Raw genomic sequence first — 15616 nt, 5'->3', positions numbered from 1 at the left:
CTCCTAACCAATAAAGGTGTTGTACAAGGTAGAACCACCAAAAATGATGCCTAGCCCCACAAGAATCATGGAGAAGTATTCTTTGGGAAACTTTTGTCGATACAAACATAAGTAACCTGCAATGATGATGCACAGTACTCCGACAGAGCGAGCAAGTCCTCCTTGCAAATAGCGGACGGTTCTATCGATAATGCTTTCAATGCTCTTTGCATGGCTTGTTGCGGGAAGAAGCACGCAAATCATTCCCCAATATGCTAGCGATACCTTGTTTTGCACCTTTTGGAGTTTATTCATCGGGTACTCCTAGTTAAAGAAGCTAATTTTTCTTGCGCTAGATTTTGAGAAAAGACTTCTTCTCGGGCTATATCAATGTGGAGTGGGGCATCAATACCAATGCTAATGACATCATCCACCACTTTAATGACCTTCATCTGAATGCGACCTTTATCCATAAAAATCTGCTGTCCTGCCTTTCTGGTTAATACCAACATGTTGATCTCCTTTTTTAGGCTAAAAGTTCCATACAGCGTTTGACGTTCTTGTTGACTATGTCTTCCTGCGCTCGGGTATCAACAGGAACTATTCGACACTCCTTCCGCTTTTTAATTTGTTTGCAGTAGCTAATCAGCTGCGGTAATGATGGGGGCATTTCATAGTGCTCCCTGCAACCAATAATGGCTTCATCCACTACTGCATCAGTAAACCCGGTTAAGCCCTCATGCCATTCTTTCTTAGCAAACTTAAAAAATTGTTCATCCTTAAATTGGCTTCGCCAAATATGCCCATAGAAGGCCGCAAATTTTGAGAACAATAAATCAATCCGTTTTTGTTCCTTACTGGTATCGCTGGAATGAGATGACATTGTCTGCTCTTGATTCTTCTTCATCACAGGGCGGGCAGAATAAGTCTGCTCCGGTGTTATTTGTCCTAGTATTTTTTTCATGCTTTGCATGAGGTTTCTCCTGTAATGCGTCCTTAAATAATTCATCCTCCCAACTGCGTTTGCTTAACCAATTGGCTGGATATTTCCAAGGTGGCACCCATGTGCCTTGTGCTTTAAGTTGATTTCTGTGTTGAAGTTGCTGCTGTAATGCATGCATCAGTTGCTGAAAAAGTTCGGTATCAGGATTTAGCTGCTCAAAGGCAGCTTGAGCATTGCTCTTGGATTTCTTCTCGGGATACAACGACCAAAATTGTTCGAATTGCGCTAATAAATAAATATAATAATTATCTTTATATAGAGGTATGGCGGCTTTTGATGGGTTCACTATGTCGCCTTTTTCACCTTCAACCTCAGAAAAGCCAGTGTTTAATTGATCTGTAACAGGTGGCTTTATGGTGGTTTTTTGTGGCGGGTTTATGGCGGCTTTATTTTGGACAGAGTAATGCAGTGAAGCTAAAAGACATTTTAAAATTAAATGCATCCCTTCGGATTGTACTTCGATTAAGCCAGCACGAACCAATCCTGAAACGGCACGCCGGACTTGATCACGCGAAAAGCTCTGGCTTTTTATGCCTTGATGCGGCTCAACATAAAGCTGCTCAGAAATAGACTGATGACTGATGCGCCTTTTGGTTCCAACTATTCCGGTTTTAACGTCCATATAAGGTCGTATCCCTCTGAAATAAGTCAGTTGCTGGATATGGGGTAAGCCACACATTGCCTCTAACTCATCACCATTAATCACAAAATCCATCATGGGTAATATCCCTACTCATCCTCGTTTTTATTTCCATAATGTGATATCTTTATAAAAATAAAAGATTATTATTCACGAAATGTGAATTTATAAGCTAATCTATATCACGTAAAGTGATATTGCAATAGTTAATTCTCAATTTTTAGGGGTAAATTTGACTGAGCTGAATATCAAAAAGGAAATTGGCAAACGTATTCTTGAAGCACGGAAGGCTAAAGGCTTGACGTTAAAGGCTCTTGGCGAGCTTGCCGGGGGGTTGAAACAAACGCGCCTGACAAATTGGGAACAGGGTGTGCGTACTCCGGGGCCGGAAGAGATTAAATCGTTGGCGCAGTCGTTGGATGTTTCGCCTGCTTATTTGATGTGTTTGTCGGATGAGCTGCAGGTCAAGAAAGCGAAAAATCCAAGTCGGTTAATTCCGCTTTTGGATTATCGCCAGGCTTGTGAGGCTAAATTGGATGCTGGTTCAGAGGCATTCGATGATAATGTGTTTATTTCTGTAAGTACTGTATTACTACCCGAACTGAGCCCAAAAGCATTTGCCTTGAAAATTATTGATGACAGTATGATGCCTGAAATTAGAGTTAATGACGTGTTGGTTATTGACCTAGAAAAATCAACTAATCCTGGAGATTATGTAGCTGTTAAAATTGGCTGCAAAATGGAATTAATTATTTGTCAGTATAAGAAATTATCCTACACTTCAACAGAGTTTGAGTTACTGACTTTAAATGATAACTGGCCAAACATTAAAGTAAATGATGACGTTGAAGTCGAAATTGTTGGGACAGTAGTGCAAAATATAAGAGGATGTTAATTAATGACTAAGGAACAAAAATTATATCCAGAGTCTCAAGAGTTCGAGTTAAAAAAATCTTTTGTGGGATTTGTTGATATTTTGGGATTTAGCAACCTTTTTCCAAAAAAAACGCAAATGTGTTTGAAATTACTATCTGAATTCACATCCCATAACGGCGAGCATTTTGATAAATTACTAGACACTGGGGAGCGACAAATACGAGCTGCTGCAGTTTGCTTTTCAGACAATATTGTAACGTCAATACCAACTATTACTAACCACGATAAACCGGATTTATTTTATAGACCATTGATTGCATTTCTTCATGCGCTTAGTTTTTTTTCATATCGTGCTTTCTTGAACGGGATGTATATGAGAGGTGCAATAGCATGTGGGGATATGTATCAAACGGAAAGTGTGGTTGCCGGCGAACCATTAATTGAGGCAGTAAGATACGAAAAAGTGGCACTGTACCCACGTATTATATTAACTCCGTCTTTCAAACAACAGTTAGACCTATTTATCAAAGGTTCTCCCTATGGTTGGAGCAAGAAGGATATTTATACAAACTGCCACATTGAGCAAGATGAAATTGATGGGACTCATTATTTTAATTGGTTGGGTTTCCATAAATCCAATCCACTCAGTAATCGATCAAATACCAAGCAATCTGAGATTATTCAGACTGAAATTATGTGCGAATCCTTTATAAGAAAAGAAATAGAGAAAGAAAAAGATCTTGCCACTTTACAAAAATTATACTGGATGAAGCATTTTCTCGAAAAATCTATATCTAAAGAAATTATAAAAAATCAAATACTAGCATAACTTTCTGTTCTTCTCTCTTAAATTTAAGACAACAACTTATTACGCAGGATGCTATTGCTTGATATTTCTATATTTTTCTATTATTTTCTCTATTTTTCCACAATAATAAGAAGAATCGGTCATGAAAGACGACATCATGTTAATTAAGGAGTTGGCTGAGTATTTAAAAATCAATGAAAAGACGGCTTATAAATATGCTGCTGAAGGAAAAATCCCCGCATTTAAAGTTGGCGGTGCATGGCGCTTTCGCCGTGATGAGATTGAGAAATTTACTAAGGGGCAATATGTTCCTACCCTCGAGGGAGACGTTAGCGATGAGTAATGGTTTTGATCAGTTGGTTGGGTTTATCTGGAACATCGCGAATAAACTTCGAGGGCCCTATAAACCCCCACAATATCGATTGGTTATGTTACCAATGACGGTCTTAAGGCGCATGGATTGTGTTTTGGAGCCTACCAAAGATCAAGTTTTGGAACAGTATGAAAAGCTTCAAACTCAAGGTCATTCTGAAGATGCAATTTATAAAATTCTGGGAAAATATGCCGCTCAAGGGCGCGAGCAAGCCTTTTATAACATCAGTAAATACACTTTTAAAAAATTATTGGGAGATCCTGATAATATTGCGCGAAACCTTGTGACTTACATTGATGGTTTTTCTCCAAAAGCTAAAGAGATTTTTGAAAAATTTGAGTTCGAACAGCAAATTGAAAAACTAGATAAAGCCAATCGCTTATTTCTTGTTGTGAAAGAATTCGCCGATTTAGATTTGCATCCAGATCATGTTGATAATCTACAAATGGGCTATGTTTTCGAAGAATTGGTACGCAAGTTCAATGAGCAAGCCAATGAAGAAGCAGGAGATCACTTTACACCAAGAGAAGTTATCCGTCTGATGGCACATTTGGTTTACACCTCTGATGAAGACGTATACACCCCTGGAATAGCTCGAACCATTTACGATCCAACTTGCGGTACTGGTGGGATGTTATCCGTATCAGAAGAATACATCCGTGAGCAAAATCCACAGGCAAACTTGCTCTTGTTTGGACAGGAATACAATCCAGAATCTTATGCTATTTGCTGCTCAGATCTGCTGATAAAAGATGAACCTGTTGATCACATCATTTTTGGAGACACGCTTGGTGATGGTAAAACATCTGATGGTCATCCTGATAAACATTTCCATTACATGTTGGCAAATCCACCGTTTGGAGTGGAATGGAAAACACAGCAAAGCGTAGTTGAAAAGGAATATACGCAGTATGGCTTTAAAGGTCGATTTGGGCCCGGAACACCCCGTATAAACGATGGTGCTTTATTGTTTCTTTTACATATGATGTCAAAAATGCATCCATCACCCGAAGAAGGTGGCGAAGGCTCTAAAATTGCCATTGTCTTCAACGGCTCCCCTTTATTTACTGGTGACGCAGCCTCGGGCGAAAGCAATATTCGTAGATGGATCATAGAGAATGATTATCTGGATGCCATAATCGCATTGCCTGATCAGATGTTTTATAACACGGGTATTTATACCTATATTTGGCTGGTATCCAATCGCAAACGACAAGAAAGAAAAGGCCGTGTTCAACTAATTGTCGCAACCCGCCACTTTCAGAAGATGCGGAAAAGTCTTGGTAATAAACGTAATGAATTATCTGATGAACATATCAATGAAATCACCCGCCTTTACGCGCGTTTCGAGCATGATGACACATCTAAGGTATTGCTTGATGGCCAAAGCCAAGAACGAATTTGTTCAAAATTATTTGATAATCGAGAATTTGGGTACTTAAAAATCACTGTTGAGCGTCCTTTGCGGTTAAATTTTCAGGCTAGTCCGGACAGAATTGCATCTTTGAAGTCACAAGCGGTCTTTATTAACTTAGCCCAAAGTAAAACGCGCAAGGATAACAAAGAGATTCAGGAAGACATTGCCAAAGGCAAACAACTACAGCAAGCGATTATTTCCGCTCTTGAAAGCATGGACTCATCTATTGTGTATAAAAATCGGGATGATTTTTCTATCGCACTGGTTACAGCAACAAAAACATTAGGGCTAAAACTGGATGCAGCCATTAGAAAGGCAATTTTTACCGCTTTGAGTGAGCGAGATGAAACAGCTGAGATTTGCCGTGATGGCAAAGGACATCCGGAAGCTGATGGTGAGCTGCGGGATACTGAGCTGGTGCCTTTGCCTAAAAATATTAGTTTACCATTGCCTATTGGTTATGATGCCAAAGCTGATAATAATGAACTTGTTAAGTTGGTTCGTGAGCATTGTGAAGATTATCTAAAACTGGAGGTTTTACCATATGTTTCTGATGCATGGATCGATCACAGCAAAACAAAAGTTGGTTATGAAATTCCGTTAAATCGGCATTTTTATGTTTATCAGCCTCCTCGTGCATTAAAGGAAATTGAATCCGATATTAAACAGTTGGAGCAGGAAATTTTGGAGATGCTGAAGGGAGTGGTAGCATGAGTTATTTAGAATACGAGAAATATAATAACAGTGGAGTAGACTGGTTGGGTGAAGTGCCAAACACTTGGGAATTAAAAAAACTCAAATATATTATTGAAATTATACAAACAGGAACTACTCCATCAACAAATGATCAGTCATTTTTTGATGGTAACATTGATTGGTTTAATCCCAAAGATTTGAACCATGAAGTGTTAATAAATTCTGAAAAAAGAATTACACAAAAAGCTATTGAAAAAGGGATTATGAAGTTATTTCCCGGAAACTCTACACTGATTGTTGGAATAGGTGCAACAACTGGTAAAACAGCTTTTTTAAAACACGCAGGGACATTTAATCAACAGATTACTGGCTTTAAGTCTAAAAATCACAGCAATAAATTTCTTTTTTACTTACTAAAAAGTATGTCCAATGTATTTTTAAAAATTGCTAATTATACGACTTTGCCAATTCTTAATAATGAATTTTTCAAATCACTCCTATTGAGCATACCCCCGTTAAAAGAACAAAATGCAATAGTAACGTTTTTGGACAAAAAAACATCGGAGATTGATGCCCTAATTGAAAAAAAAATAAAACTCATCCAATTATTGGAAGAAAAACGTTCAGCCTTGATTTCTCAAGTTGTTACCAAAGGACTGGAACATAATGTGCCGATGAAAGATTCTGGGGTTGAGTGGATGGGTGATATACCTAAGCATTGGCAAATAATCCCGTTTAAGCATGTCATATATTTTCAAGAAGGCCCGGGGATCATGGCTGTTGATTTTGTTGATCAAGGTGTACCACTATTACGTATAAGAAACCTCACTTCAAACAAAGTTCAGCTGGAAGGATGTAATTATCTTCATCCGGAAAAAGTCGAGCAAGTTTGGAAACAATTTAAACTAGATATTGGAGATCTTCTTATCAGTACCAGTGCTACTACGGGATTGGTTTCTTCTGTTGGGTATGAAGCAGTAGGATCAATTCCATATACTGGCATTATACGACTAAAACCTAAGAACAAAAGTATCAGTAATGAGTATATAAAATTAATAGTATCATCATCGCTTTTCTTTACTCAAATAGATTTACTAAAAACTGGTTCAACAATTCAGCACTTTGGGCCTTTGCATTTGAATCAAATGTTTATTTGTCTTCCACCATCAGATGAACAGGGTGAAATTGTTATATTTTTAAATTCACAAACAGAAAAAATTGACGAAATAAAATCAAAAATATTAGAGGCTATTGGACGCCTAAAAGAATATCGCTCAGCTTTAATCACCAACGTCGTAACAGGAAAAATAAAAGTAAGTAATATCAATGTTGATTTGCCTGAACCTGAAAAATTTAAATGTAGTTCGGGAGGTTATTTATGATTGATTCCAGTATGAAGCTTAATGACATACTTACCATTGCAGCAATTTTAATTGCCCCTTGGGCAGCTTTGTTTATCCAAGATAAATTGAGTAAATGGAAGGAAGATAGAGAAAGACGGATTGAAATATTCAAAACACTTATGGCTACAAGGTTATCACCTCTCTCATTTGAACATATTCGGGCATTAAATATGATTGATATTGAGTTTTACGGCCGTAAGAAATTCAAGAAGGTAAGAAGTGCCTGGCGGAGTTATCTCGATGTTAGAGTGGATTATGCGCAAATACAAAACCCCATAGACGCTCAAACGCTACACTTCGATGTTGAATGTAATAGAACTTTGATAAATTTATTAGTTACGATGGGCGAATCACTTGGCTATGATTTTGATGAATCACATGTGAAACAAAGTATATATAAGCCCAAGGGGCATGTTACTGAAGAACAATATCAATTTTTCATGCGAACAAAGTTAGTAGAACTGTTTTCAGGGGATGCTTCATTACCTGTGTCGGTAGTTAAAGCATCAAATATTCACCCGAAAAGTGAGCATCTTCATAATGGGGCAGAGATTCAATCCCCAGATACAAATTAATACATGGTTAAGGTTAATATGAGCAAGCACAAAGAAATCCGTTTTGAAGAAGCTATTGAACAATATCTGATTGAATATGGCGGTTATGTTCAAGGGGATGCTAAAGCGTTTGATCCTCAAAAGGCATTGTTCCCCAATGACGTTATTTCTTTCATAGAAAAATCTCAGCCTACAAAATGGCAAGCGATACAAAGCTTTCATGGCATCAAAGCTGATGCGGTATTAATTGACTCATTGTGCAAAGAACTTTCCTCAAAAGGAATGCTTAATGTATTGCGCCATGGATTTAAATGCTTCGGAAAAAACTTCCGCATGGCCTATTTCACACCCAACAGCAAAATGAATCCGGATGCTTGGGCGGATTATTTTTTGAATCAATTAACCATCATTCGGCAAGTACGTTTTGATCCTAAAGACCAAACCCAATCGATTGATGTTCTTCTCGCTGTTAATGGCTTACCGGTATTAACCATGGAGCTCAAAAATCCATTGACCAAACAGACCGTTGCTCATGGTAAGCGACAATATAGAGAAGATCGCGAGCCAACATTACCATTGTTTCGATTCAAGGAAAGAGCATTGGTTCATTTTGTTGTGGATACTGAATTGGTTTTCATGACAACTAAACTGGATGGCAAGAAAACATTTTTCCTTCCATTTAACCGTGGCAATGGCTTTGGGGCTGGTAACCCAGCTATGCACGGTAATTATCGAACTGGGTATCTTTGGGAAGATGTTCTAACTAAAGATAGCCTGATGGATATTCTTGCGCGCTTCATGCACTTACAGGTTGAGGAAAAGCAAATAGCCACCCTGAGTGGTATCAAGAAGTATCGTAAAGAAACAATGATTTTTCCACGCTATCATCAATTGGATGTTGTTCGTAGCTTAATTCTGGATGCAAAAACAAAAGGAAGTGGTCATAATTATCTGATTCAGCACTCTGCTGGTTCAGGAAAATCTAATTCTATTGCATGGTTAGCACATCGTCTTGCAAGTCTTCATGATGATCAAGATAAAAAAATATTTGATACTGTGGTAGTAATTACCGATAGACGAGTTTTAGATCAACAGCTGCAAAACACTATTTATCAGTTTGAACATAAGCAGGGCGTGGTTCAGAAAATTGATGAAGATACCCAGCAATTAGCTAAAGCTTTATCAAGTGGTGTGCCCATTATTATTTCAACCATTCAAAAATTTCCTTTTATCTCCCAAGCGTTAGAAACGCTTGAGAAAAAAGGAGATGGTATAAAAATTGATACTGCTAACCGACGTTTTGCGGTGATTGTTGATGAGGCTCATAGTTCGCAAAGTGGAGAGTCAGCCATGGAGTTGCGCAAGATTCTAAATAAAGAAGGAATTGCTGCAACTGTCGCTGAACAGATTTTGGATATTGATGAAGATGCTTTATCAGAGGAAGCGAAGCAGGCACTATTCCAAGAAATGTTAAAAAGACCTCGTCAGCCCAATATTAGTTTTTTTGCATTTACGGCGACACCAAAGTTTAAAACCATGGCCGTATTTAACGAACCAGGCCAAAATGGGAGGCTACCTTTCCATTTATACAGTATGCGTCAAGCAATAGAAGAAGGATTTATTCTTGATGTGCTGGCCAACTATACCACCTATAAAACCTATTATGGCTTAATTAAATCAATTGAAGATGATCCCGAAGTACCCAGAAAGAAAGCGGCACGGCAATTAGCTCGATTTATGAGTTTGCACCCGCATAACATCGCTCAAAAAGTTGAAATAATTATTGAGCATTTTCGTCAATTTACCAAACATAAAATTGGTGGGCGAGCTAAAGCAATGGTTGTCACTGAATCACGCTTGCATGCTGTGCGTTATAAATTAGAATTTGATAATTACCTTAAGCGTAATAAGTATGATGACATCAAATCATTGGTAGCCTTTTCAGGTAAAGTAATCGATCCGGATGCCCCTGAGAAAGAGTTTACCGAGGTTGGAATGAATCAGGGCATCAAAGAATCTGAATTACCTGAACGGTTTGCTACTGAGGAATATCAGGTTTTGTTGGTAGCTGATAAATATCAAACAGGTTTTGATCAGCCTCTATTACATACTATGTATGTTGATAAACGACTTTCCGGTATTCAGGCGGTTCAAACTTTATCGCGTTTGAACCGGACCGCTACTGGAAAGGAAGATACTTTTGTTCTTGATTTTGCTAATGAAATGGATGATATCTTTAGGGCATTTAAGGACTATTATGAAGTATCTCATTTGGGTGTCATGCCTGATCCTCATCAGTTATATGATTTACAACATCGTTTGGCTGATTGGCAGGTATATTCTGTTGATGACGTTAATGCCCTATGCGAAATTTGGTTTAAAAATAGAAAAGAACCAACCCCTGCGGATCATCGCCAGATGAATGCTTTACTAGATTTGTCTGTTGATCGGTACAACGAACTGGATGCTAACGAGCAAGATCTTTTCAAAAGCCAAGTGAAAAGTTTTAAAAATCTTTATGTGTTTTTATCCCAAATTATTCCCTTTCAGGATTCTGATTTAGAGAAAAACTATACCTTTTTACGCTTTCTACATAATAAATTACCACGTCGTGATGATGAGCCAGACTTTAACCTCGGTGATGAGATAGAGCTTCGATATTACAGACTACAGAAAATAAGTGAGGGTTCAATTGACCTGTCTAAAGGCGAAGCTGAGGATTTAAGAGGTCCAACCGAAGTAGGAACTGGAAATGCCAGAGATGATAAGGTGCAGTTATCATTATTGGTTGATCGCCTAAATCAACGATTTGGAACTGATTTCACTAAAGCCGATGAGTTGTTTTTTGATCAAATAGCCGAGACGGCAGCTAATAATGAAAAAATAAGAGAAGCTGCCAAGGCTAACAATTTGGAGAATTTTTCTTTAGTTTTTGAAAAAATGCTGGAGGGATTTTTTATTGAGCGCATGGAAGGGAATGAAGATATATTCTCGAAGCTCATGAATGATCCCAGGTTCCATGAAGTAGCCGCCAACTATTTAGTAAAAGCAGTGTATGATCGAGTTCGCAATCAGGAAGGAGTAGAATAAATATGAATTTAGACGTGAATAATCGTCCTGCTAATTACTACACCGATTTGATTAACGAACTTCGTAAACTGCCATCGGAAACTGAGTGGCTCGAATTTAAGCATAATAAAGCCGATCCAGAAGAAATTGGTGAATACTGCTCTGCGTTGATTAATTCCGCTTTGCTTTTAGAGAAACCATATGCATATCTGGTTTGGGGTATTGATAATAACACGCACGAAATTGTTGGTACTACTTTTAAACCTCATGAATCAAAAGTTGGCAATGAAGTGTTGCTAAGCTGGCTTGCAAGGCTTCTGTCACCCAAGATAAATTTTCATTTTGTCACCATCCGAATAGATAACAAAGCGATTATTATTCTTGAAATAGAAGCAGAAGCCAGTCATCCTGTTCAATTTAAAAATCAAAAATTCATCCGTCTTGGTTCATATAAAAAGAAACTCAGTGATCATCCGGAAAAAGAAAAAGCTTTATGGCGAGTACTTGATCGCAAGCCTTTTGAAGATGGGATAGTAGAAGAAAAAATATCTGATGAAACTGTTTTAATGCTGATGGATTATCCGGCATATTTTAATTTGCTAGGATTACCTTTACCTGATGGGCGTACTGCTATATTAGATGCGCTGAAAACAGAGAAGTTGATCCATCCCTGCGAAGCTGGTGGTTGGAATATCACAACCCTTGGGGCAGTATTATTTGCCAAAAATCTTTCGGATTTTCCTAAACTTAAACGTAAAGCCTTACGTATTATTCACTATAAAGGAAATAACCGAATAGAAACCCAGAGAGAACATATTGAACACAAAGGATATGCTGTTGGGTTTGAAGGACTTATTGAATACATTATGGCTTTAATACCGACTAATGAAGTTATTGGAACTGCGCTTAGAAAGACCGTACCTATGTATCCGGAACTGGCGATACGTGAGCTGGTTGCTAATGCTTTAACTCATCAAGATTTCAAAGTGACAGGTGCAGGACCAATGATTGAAATTTTTGATAATAGAATTGAAATAACGAATCCTGGCCTACCTCTTGTTTTAACAGAACGTTTTTTGGATACCCCACCTAAATCACGCAATGAAGCACTAGCATCCTTAATGCGCCGTTTCGGTATTTGCGAGGAACGTGGAAGCGGAATTGATAAGGTGGTATCTCAAATTGAGTACTACCAATTACCCGCACCTATTTTTGAGGCTGTTGAGGAGCATACCCGCGTGGTTTTGTTTGCCCATCGAGATCTAAAAGATATGGATAAGCAAGACAGAATATGGGCCTGTTATTTACATGCCTGCCTTCGATACGTAGAGCGCGACTATATGACTAACTCTACCTTGAGGTATCGCTTCGGCATTGATCCGAAAAATAGTGCCATGGTATCTCGAATTATCCGAGACGCCTTAGATGCAGGAAAGATCCGATGTTATGATGATTCGGTAGGCAGCAAAGCAAAAAAATATTTGCCATGGTGGGTTGTATAGATAGATTAATTTGTTTGACTGTTGTTTGATTGGTTGACAACATTTTTATTAAATTTTTTGTGAAAAGCTAGGTTTTACAAGATGTTAGTAGATATAATTTGTTTGACTGTTGTTTGATTGCTATGAAATTGTGAGCCAAATTAAAAAGGCACCAAAACGGCACCATCTGAAGACAATTTCAGACTATGAAAGACAACATGGTGCATTTTTGAGAAAGTGCGATAACTCATAATTAGCGTAGTTTTTCATGGTCTTTGATAGTATTTCATGAAAAGAGCTAAATGCATGGTAGCGGGTTCGATTCCCGCCGCCTCCACCATATTGAATACCTAAGACATCCAAAAACATCTTATAAGCCTTGAAATAAAGGCTTTTTATATAATTTTCGTCTTATAAAATCCATAAAAGCCCCAAGAGCCTACCGAAAAGTGGGGCTTATTTAGGGGCTTTATGTGATTGTAAAAAGACGAGGTCCCCATGACCCTAACTGTTGTTGAAATAAAGAGCGCTAAACCTAAAGAGAAGCCTTATGAGATGGCAGATGAGAAGGGTTTATATTTATTAATCAATCCTAATGGCTCGAAGCTTTGGAAATTTAAGTATCGCTTTCCGGGTGTTGAGAAAAAACTTTCTTTTGGTGCTTTTCTGATGTGAGCTTATCTGCTGCCAGAGATGAAGCACGTCAACAATGACTCTGGTACTTGTTCAAAAAGCGTAATAGCCTCATTTCCTAGTAAACATTTTATTGCCTTATGGTTGGATTGGTTTTTTTCTGTAGTTTCGAATATGCCTTCTGAAAAATAGCATCCTGCTAAAGCTTCTACTTGATAACCACCTTCAGCTAATGCTTTTAAAAAGGAGTCCTCCATCAATTGATTGGCATCTTATGGTTTATCAACGTAATAGAGTTTTGTTGGGCATTCACATGCCAGCTTGAATTTTGATTTAATGAACTTCGATGCCATCATTGTTTCCCTTTCAAATAACATCTAAGCCTTCATAAAGAAAAATATAGCTAATAGGGAGGGAATAGCCTTGAAAGCAAAAGTATCCTGAGATCATGTTCTTTCAACGGGGATCAATAGGATGCATTGCTAAGATTGGCAAAATGGCTCAGCTATAAAATTACAGCTTATTGCCAGAATTCTTGCTGTGCCCATTCATTGGGAAACCCCATATCTTGAATGGTTATATAATTAGAGCTTGGAAAAGAGTTCATCAATTCCACGACACGCTTTGACCAGGTCGATCGAGGACAAATTATTTTCATGTAATGTGCCAAAATACCTAGCACGATATATACCCTGGATGTCGTATTTGTATTGCCAATAAATGGATCGAAAGCAGGCATTGTCCCTGCTTTAGTAAGTTTAGGTTGGTCAATTAAGTTTCTATTCCATAAACGACTATGATGTGCAACTACATTCCGGACGTAGTTTAATGTGCGTAACCAGCTTTCCATGACCTGCCAATCATGAATGTTGTATTTTTGCGCAATGATAGCTTTATCTTTTACAGCCATGCCTTTATAAAATACTGACAAAAGGCCGAAGTCCCACAACTCGATGGCAACCCATATAGGTAATGGCAAGCCGTATTTTTCTTTATAATGCTCTACAAAATCTTCTTTAGAGCGTTTTATCAGTTGTTCGTGCTTAGAAAGCCATTCTTCGTATTTTGTTTTACCAGTCTTGAGATCAATCTTTTTGGTGAAATGCCCGTGTAATAAATCAGGGTTAGTATAAGCAAATGGATCCTTTTCCCCGAGAAGATAGGCTATGTCTACTCTGAAGGCTACTTCTATTCGCTCAATAGCATCCAGTATCAGTAAACGTAATTTTTTGTCGAAAACATATAAGGCAACAACATCTTGAAAACGCGCACCCTGTACAAATTCATCAGAACGCCGAGGCCTTACCAATTTTGTTTGTTGATCAGTTAAAGGAATTAGTTTGCGGAGGGGATACCAATAACCACTTAATCGGTAGTAGCCCAAACGACGAAGGTATTCCAATGCTACACTGTCATTGGTTACTTCTAGACCACGAGATTTCAATAGTTCGAGTTGATCTTCAAATGTTAGGTGCGGTTTGTTATAACGTGGCATCATGCAACTTATACAAAAAAGAAAACCCACTCGTACATTTTTCAATGAAGAGGAGCGGGCCGTGTTATCTATATTATAACACCATTTTTAAGAGAGACAAATTTTCTGTGATTGTGAGTTATACTATTCCATATTCTAGAATTTAGAATGGACTATTTGTAATTCGCGAATAGCACAGAGCACCGAGGGGTCAGATCTTGCTTTTTGCCTTAATCCATAAATGTCAGCAAGCTTGGAATGAACTCTTGATAATTATTTCCCAATGCATTAATTTTCTTTTAAAAGGAATCAAGCAAGTCCTGGATTAGCGATGGCAAGACCTTTGCGCATTGAGTTTGCTGGTGGGCTCTATCACATCACCAGTCGAGGTAATAGAAAAGAGGCTATCTATTTATCAGATGAAGACAGAGAAAATTTTTTATCTATTTTGGGTGATGTTTGTTTAAAATACCAGTGGTTATGCCATTCGTATTGTCTAATGACAAATCATTACCATTTACTGATTGAAACTCCGCTCGGTAATCTTTCAAAAGGAATGCGTTACCTAAACGGTGTATACACTCAGAAATTTAATACATCACACAAGCGTATTGGGCACGTCCTGCAAGGTCGCTATAAATCTATACTGGTTGAGAAAGACAGTTATCTATTGGAGTTGTCTCGTTACATAGTATTAAATCCTGTTAGAGCAAAGATGGTTGAAAAGGCAGATGAGTGGCATTGGAGTAGTTATTTAGCAACAAGCGGTAGAGCATTAGTTCCATCATGGCTGACTGTTGATTGGCTTTTATCATCATTTGGTTCTATTAAATCAGAGGCATTAATAAACTATGAACAATTCGTTGATGCTGGTTTAAGTAAGAAAAGTCCGTTGCTTGATCTAAAGCATCAAATATATCTTGGTTCGGATGAGTTTATTTCCAGGGCAGTGAGCTATGTTAAGCCTACAATTGATTTTACAGATATATCCAGGACTCATTTACCTGATTTAATTGAAGGCATTGCAATTGAAGAATATGAACGAATGTCAGACAATCGAGATGAGGCAATATATAGTTTATATAAAAGTGGATTGTATTCTATGAAGGAAATTGGAAAATATTTTGGGCTTCATTATTCAAGAATTAGTAGAATTATAAAACAACATTATATGCGAGAGGCAAAGGGCAAGATCTGACCCTCTATTTCG

General features: G+C 37.9%; 15 protein-coding genes. 10 read left to right on the top strand and 5 right to left on the bottom strand.

Features of this window, described 5'->3' with window-relative positions:
• Positions 1 to 3: 3 nt before the first annotated feature.
• Genes G543_RS0115940 through G543_RS0115925 form a run of 4 tightly spaced genes read right to left on the bottom strand, consistent with a single transcriptional unit; the run spans position 4 to position 1700 of the window.
• Positions 4 to 294 carry a TrbC/VirB2 family protein gene (locus tag G543_RS0115940; protein ID WP_028385411.1) on the bottom strand — a complete coding sequence of 97 codons (291 nt, stop codon included), beginning with the start codon at positions 292 to 294 and terminating at the stop codon, positions 4 to 6.
• Positions 291 to 491: a carbon storage regulator gene (locus tag G543_RS0115935; protein ID WP_028385410.1), complete on the bottom strand. Its 201-nt coding sequence runs from the start codon at positions 489 to 491 to the stop codon at positions 291 to 293. Before G543_RS0115935 ends, G543_RS0115940 begins: the two co-directional genes overlap by 4 nt.
• A gap of 14 nt (positions 492 to 505) precedes the next feature.
• Complete coding sequence (locus G543_RS0115930) at positions 506 to 862, bottom strand: hypothetical protein (RefSeq protein ID WP_028385409.1); 357 nt, start codon at positions 860 to 862, stop codon at positions 506 to 508.
• Entirely contained in the window at positions 834 to 1700 is an 867-nt protein-coding gene (locus tag G543_RS0115925; protein WP_028385408.1) for a hypothetical protein, read from the bottom strand. Before G543_RS0115925 ends, G543_RS0115930 begins: the two co-directional genes overlap by 29 nt.
• A 154-nt stretch (positions 1701 to 1854) precedes the next feature.
• On the opposite strand from G543_RS0115925, the gene G543_RS0115920 reads away from it, so the two are divergent.
• From G543_RS0115920 to G543_RS19060, 9 genes are all read left to right on the top strand, one after another.
• On the top strand, positions 1855 to 2517 hold the full coding sequence (locus tag G543_RS0115920) for a LexA family protein (RefSeq protein ID WP_115343437.1): 663 nt from the start codon (positions 1855 to 1857) through the stop codon (positions 2515 to 2517).
• Between the two features lie 3 nt (positions 2518 to 2520).
• Complete coding sequence (locus G543_RS0115915) at positions 2521 to 3327, top strand: hypothetical protein (protein WP_028385406.1); 807 nt, start codon at positions 2521 to 2523, stop codon at positions 3325 to 3327.
• Between the two features lie 121 nt (positions 3328 to 3448).
• Positions 3449 to 3649: a helix-turn-helix domain-containing protein gene (locus tag G543_RS0115910; RefSeq protein WP_035922584.1), complete on the top strand. Its 201-nt coding sequence runs from the start codon at positions 3449 to 3451 to the stop codon at positions 3647 to 3649.
• Positions 3612 to 5810 (top strand): type I restriction-modification system subunit M, encoded by a 2199-nt coding sequence (locus G543_RS0115905; RefSeq protein ID WP_341273480.1) that lies wholly within the window; start codon positions 3612 to 3614, stop codon positions 5808 to 5810. The genes G543_RS0115910 and G543_RS0115905 overlap by 38 nt, the downstream gene beginning before the upstream one ends.
• On the top strand, positions 5807 to 7174 hold the full coding sequence (locus G543_RS18535) for a restriction endonuclease subunit S (RefSeq protein ID WP_051190753.1): 1368 nt from the start codon (positions 5807 to 5809) through the stop codon (positions 7172 to 7174). The genes G543_RS0115905 and G543_RS18535 overlap by 4 nt, the downstream gene beginning before the upstream one ends.
• Positions 7171 to 7770: a DUF6680 family protein gene (locus G543_RS18530; protein ID WP_051190752.1), complete on the top strand. Its 600-nt coding sequence runs from the start codon at positions 7171 to 7173 to the stop codon at positions 7768 to 7770. The genes G543_RS18535 and G543_RS18530 overlap by 4 nt, the downstream gene beginning before the upstream one ends.
• 18 nt (positions 7771 to 7788) lie before the next feature.
• Positions 7789 to 10839, top strand: coding sequence for a type I restriction endonuclease subunit R (locus G543_RS0115890; protein ID WP_035922611.1), 3051 nt, complete (start codon positions 7789 to 7791; stop codon positions 10837 to 10839).
• Between the two features lie 2 nt (positions 10840 to 10841).
• The gene (locus G543_RS0115885; RefSeq protein WP_028385402.1) at positions 10842 to 12320 is read left to right on the top strand and encodes an ATP-binding protein; all 1479 of its coding nucleotides are present in this window, start codon (positions 10842 to 10844) and stop codon (positions 12318 to 12320) included.
• Between the two features lie 477 nt (positions 12321 to 12797).
• Complete coding sequence (locus G543_RS19060) at positions 12798 to 12974, top strand: Arm DNA-binding domain-containing protein (protein WP_115343438.1); 177 nt, start codon at positions 12798 to 12800, stop codon at positions 12972 to 12974.
• A 478-nt stretch (positions 12975 to 13452) separates the two neighbouring features.
• Here G543_RS19060 and G543_RS0115870 read toward each other — a convergent pair whose 3' ends face one another.
• Positions 13453 to 14430, bottom strand: a complete 978-nt coding sequence (locus tag G543_RS0115870; protein WP_028385400.1) for an Abi family protein — start codon at positions 14428 to 14430, stop codon at positions 13453 to 13455.
• A 307-nt stretch (positions 14431 to 14737) separates the two neighbouring features.
• Between G543_RS0115870 and G543_RS0115865 the strand changes: the two genes are divergently transcribed.
• Entirely contained in the window at positions 14738 to 15604 is an 867-nt protein-coding gene (locus G543_RS0115865; RefSeq protein WP_028385399.1) for a transposase, read from the top strand.
• The last annotated feature ends 12 nt before the right edge of the window (positions 15605 to 15616 follow it).

Origin of the sequence: Legionella moravica DSM 19234, assembly GCF_000423305.1 — a bacterium.
In the GTDB taxonomy this organism is placed as follows: Bacteria; Pseudomonadota; Gammaproteobacteria; order Legionellales; family Legionellaceae; genus Legionella; species Legionella moravica.
This window is presented reverse-complemented; position numbering and strand designations above follow the sequence as displayed.

Excerpts from the sequence above, each read along its gene's own strand:
- G543_RS0115905 (WP_341273480.1), top strand. The coding sequence starts at position 3,612 with ATGTTCCTACCCTCGAGGGAGACGTTAGCGATGAGTAATGGTTTTGAT.
- G543_RS0115930 (WP_028385409.1), bottom strand. The coding sequence starts at position 862 with ATGTCATCTCATTCCAGCGATACCAGTAAGGAACAAAAACGGATTGAT.
- G543_RS0115940 (WP_028385411.1), bottom strand. The coding sequence starts at position 294 with ATGAATAAACTCCAAAAGGTGCAAAACAAGGTATCGCTAGCATATTGG.
- G543_RS0115870 (WP_028385400.1), bottom strand. The coding sequence starts at position 14,430 with ATGATGCCACGTTATAACAAACCGCACCTAACATTTGAAGATCAACTC.
- G543_RS18535 (WP_051190753.1), top strand. The coding sequence starts at position 5,807 with ATGAGTTATTTAGAATACGAGAAATATAATAACAGTGGAGTAGACTGG.
- G543_RS0115910 (WP_035922584.1), top strand. The coding sequence starts at position 3,449 with ATGAAAGACGACATCATGTTAATTAAGGAGTTGGCTGAGTATTTAAAA.
- G543_RS0115885 (WP_028385402.1), top strand. The coding sequence starts at position 10,842 with ATGAATTTAGACGTGAATAATCGTCCTGCTAATTACTACACCGATTTG.
- G543_RS0115890 (WP_035922611.1), top strand. The coding sequence starts at position 7,789 with ATGAGCAAGCACAAAGAAATCCGTTTTGAAGAAGCTATTGAACAATAT.
- G543_RS0115865 (WP_028385399.1), top strand. The coding sequence starts at position 14,738 with ATGGCAAGACCTTTGCGCATTGAGTTTGCTGGTGGGCTCTATCACATC.
- G543_RS18530 (WP_051190752.1), top strand. The coding sequence starts at position 7,171 with ATGATTGATTCCAGTATGAAGCTTAATGACATACTTACCATTGCAGCA.
- G543_RS0115925 (WP_028385408.1), bottom strand. The coding sequence starts at position 1,700 with ATGATGGATTTTGTGATTAATGGTGATGAGTTAGAGGCAATGTGTGGC.
- G543_RS0115915 (WP_028385406.1), top strand. The coding sequence starts at position 2,521 with ATGACTAAGGAACAAAAATTATATCCAGAGTCTCAAGAGTTCGAGTTA.
- G543_RS19060 (WP_115343438.1), top strand. The coding sequence starts at position 12,798 with ATGACCCTAACTGTTGTTGAAATAAAGAGCGCTAAACCTAAAGAGAAG.
- G543_RS0115935 (WP_028385410.1), bottom strand. The coding sequence starts at position 491 with ATGTTGGTATTAACCAGAAAGGCAGGACAGCAGATTTTTATGGATAAA.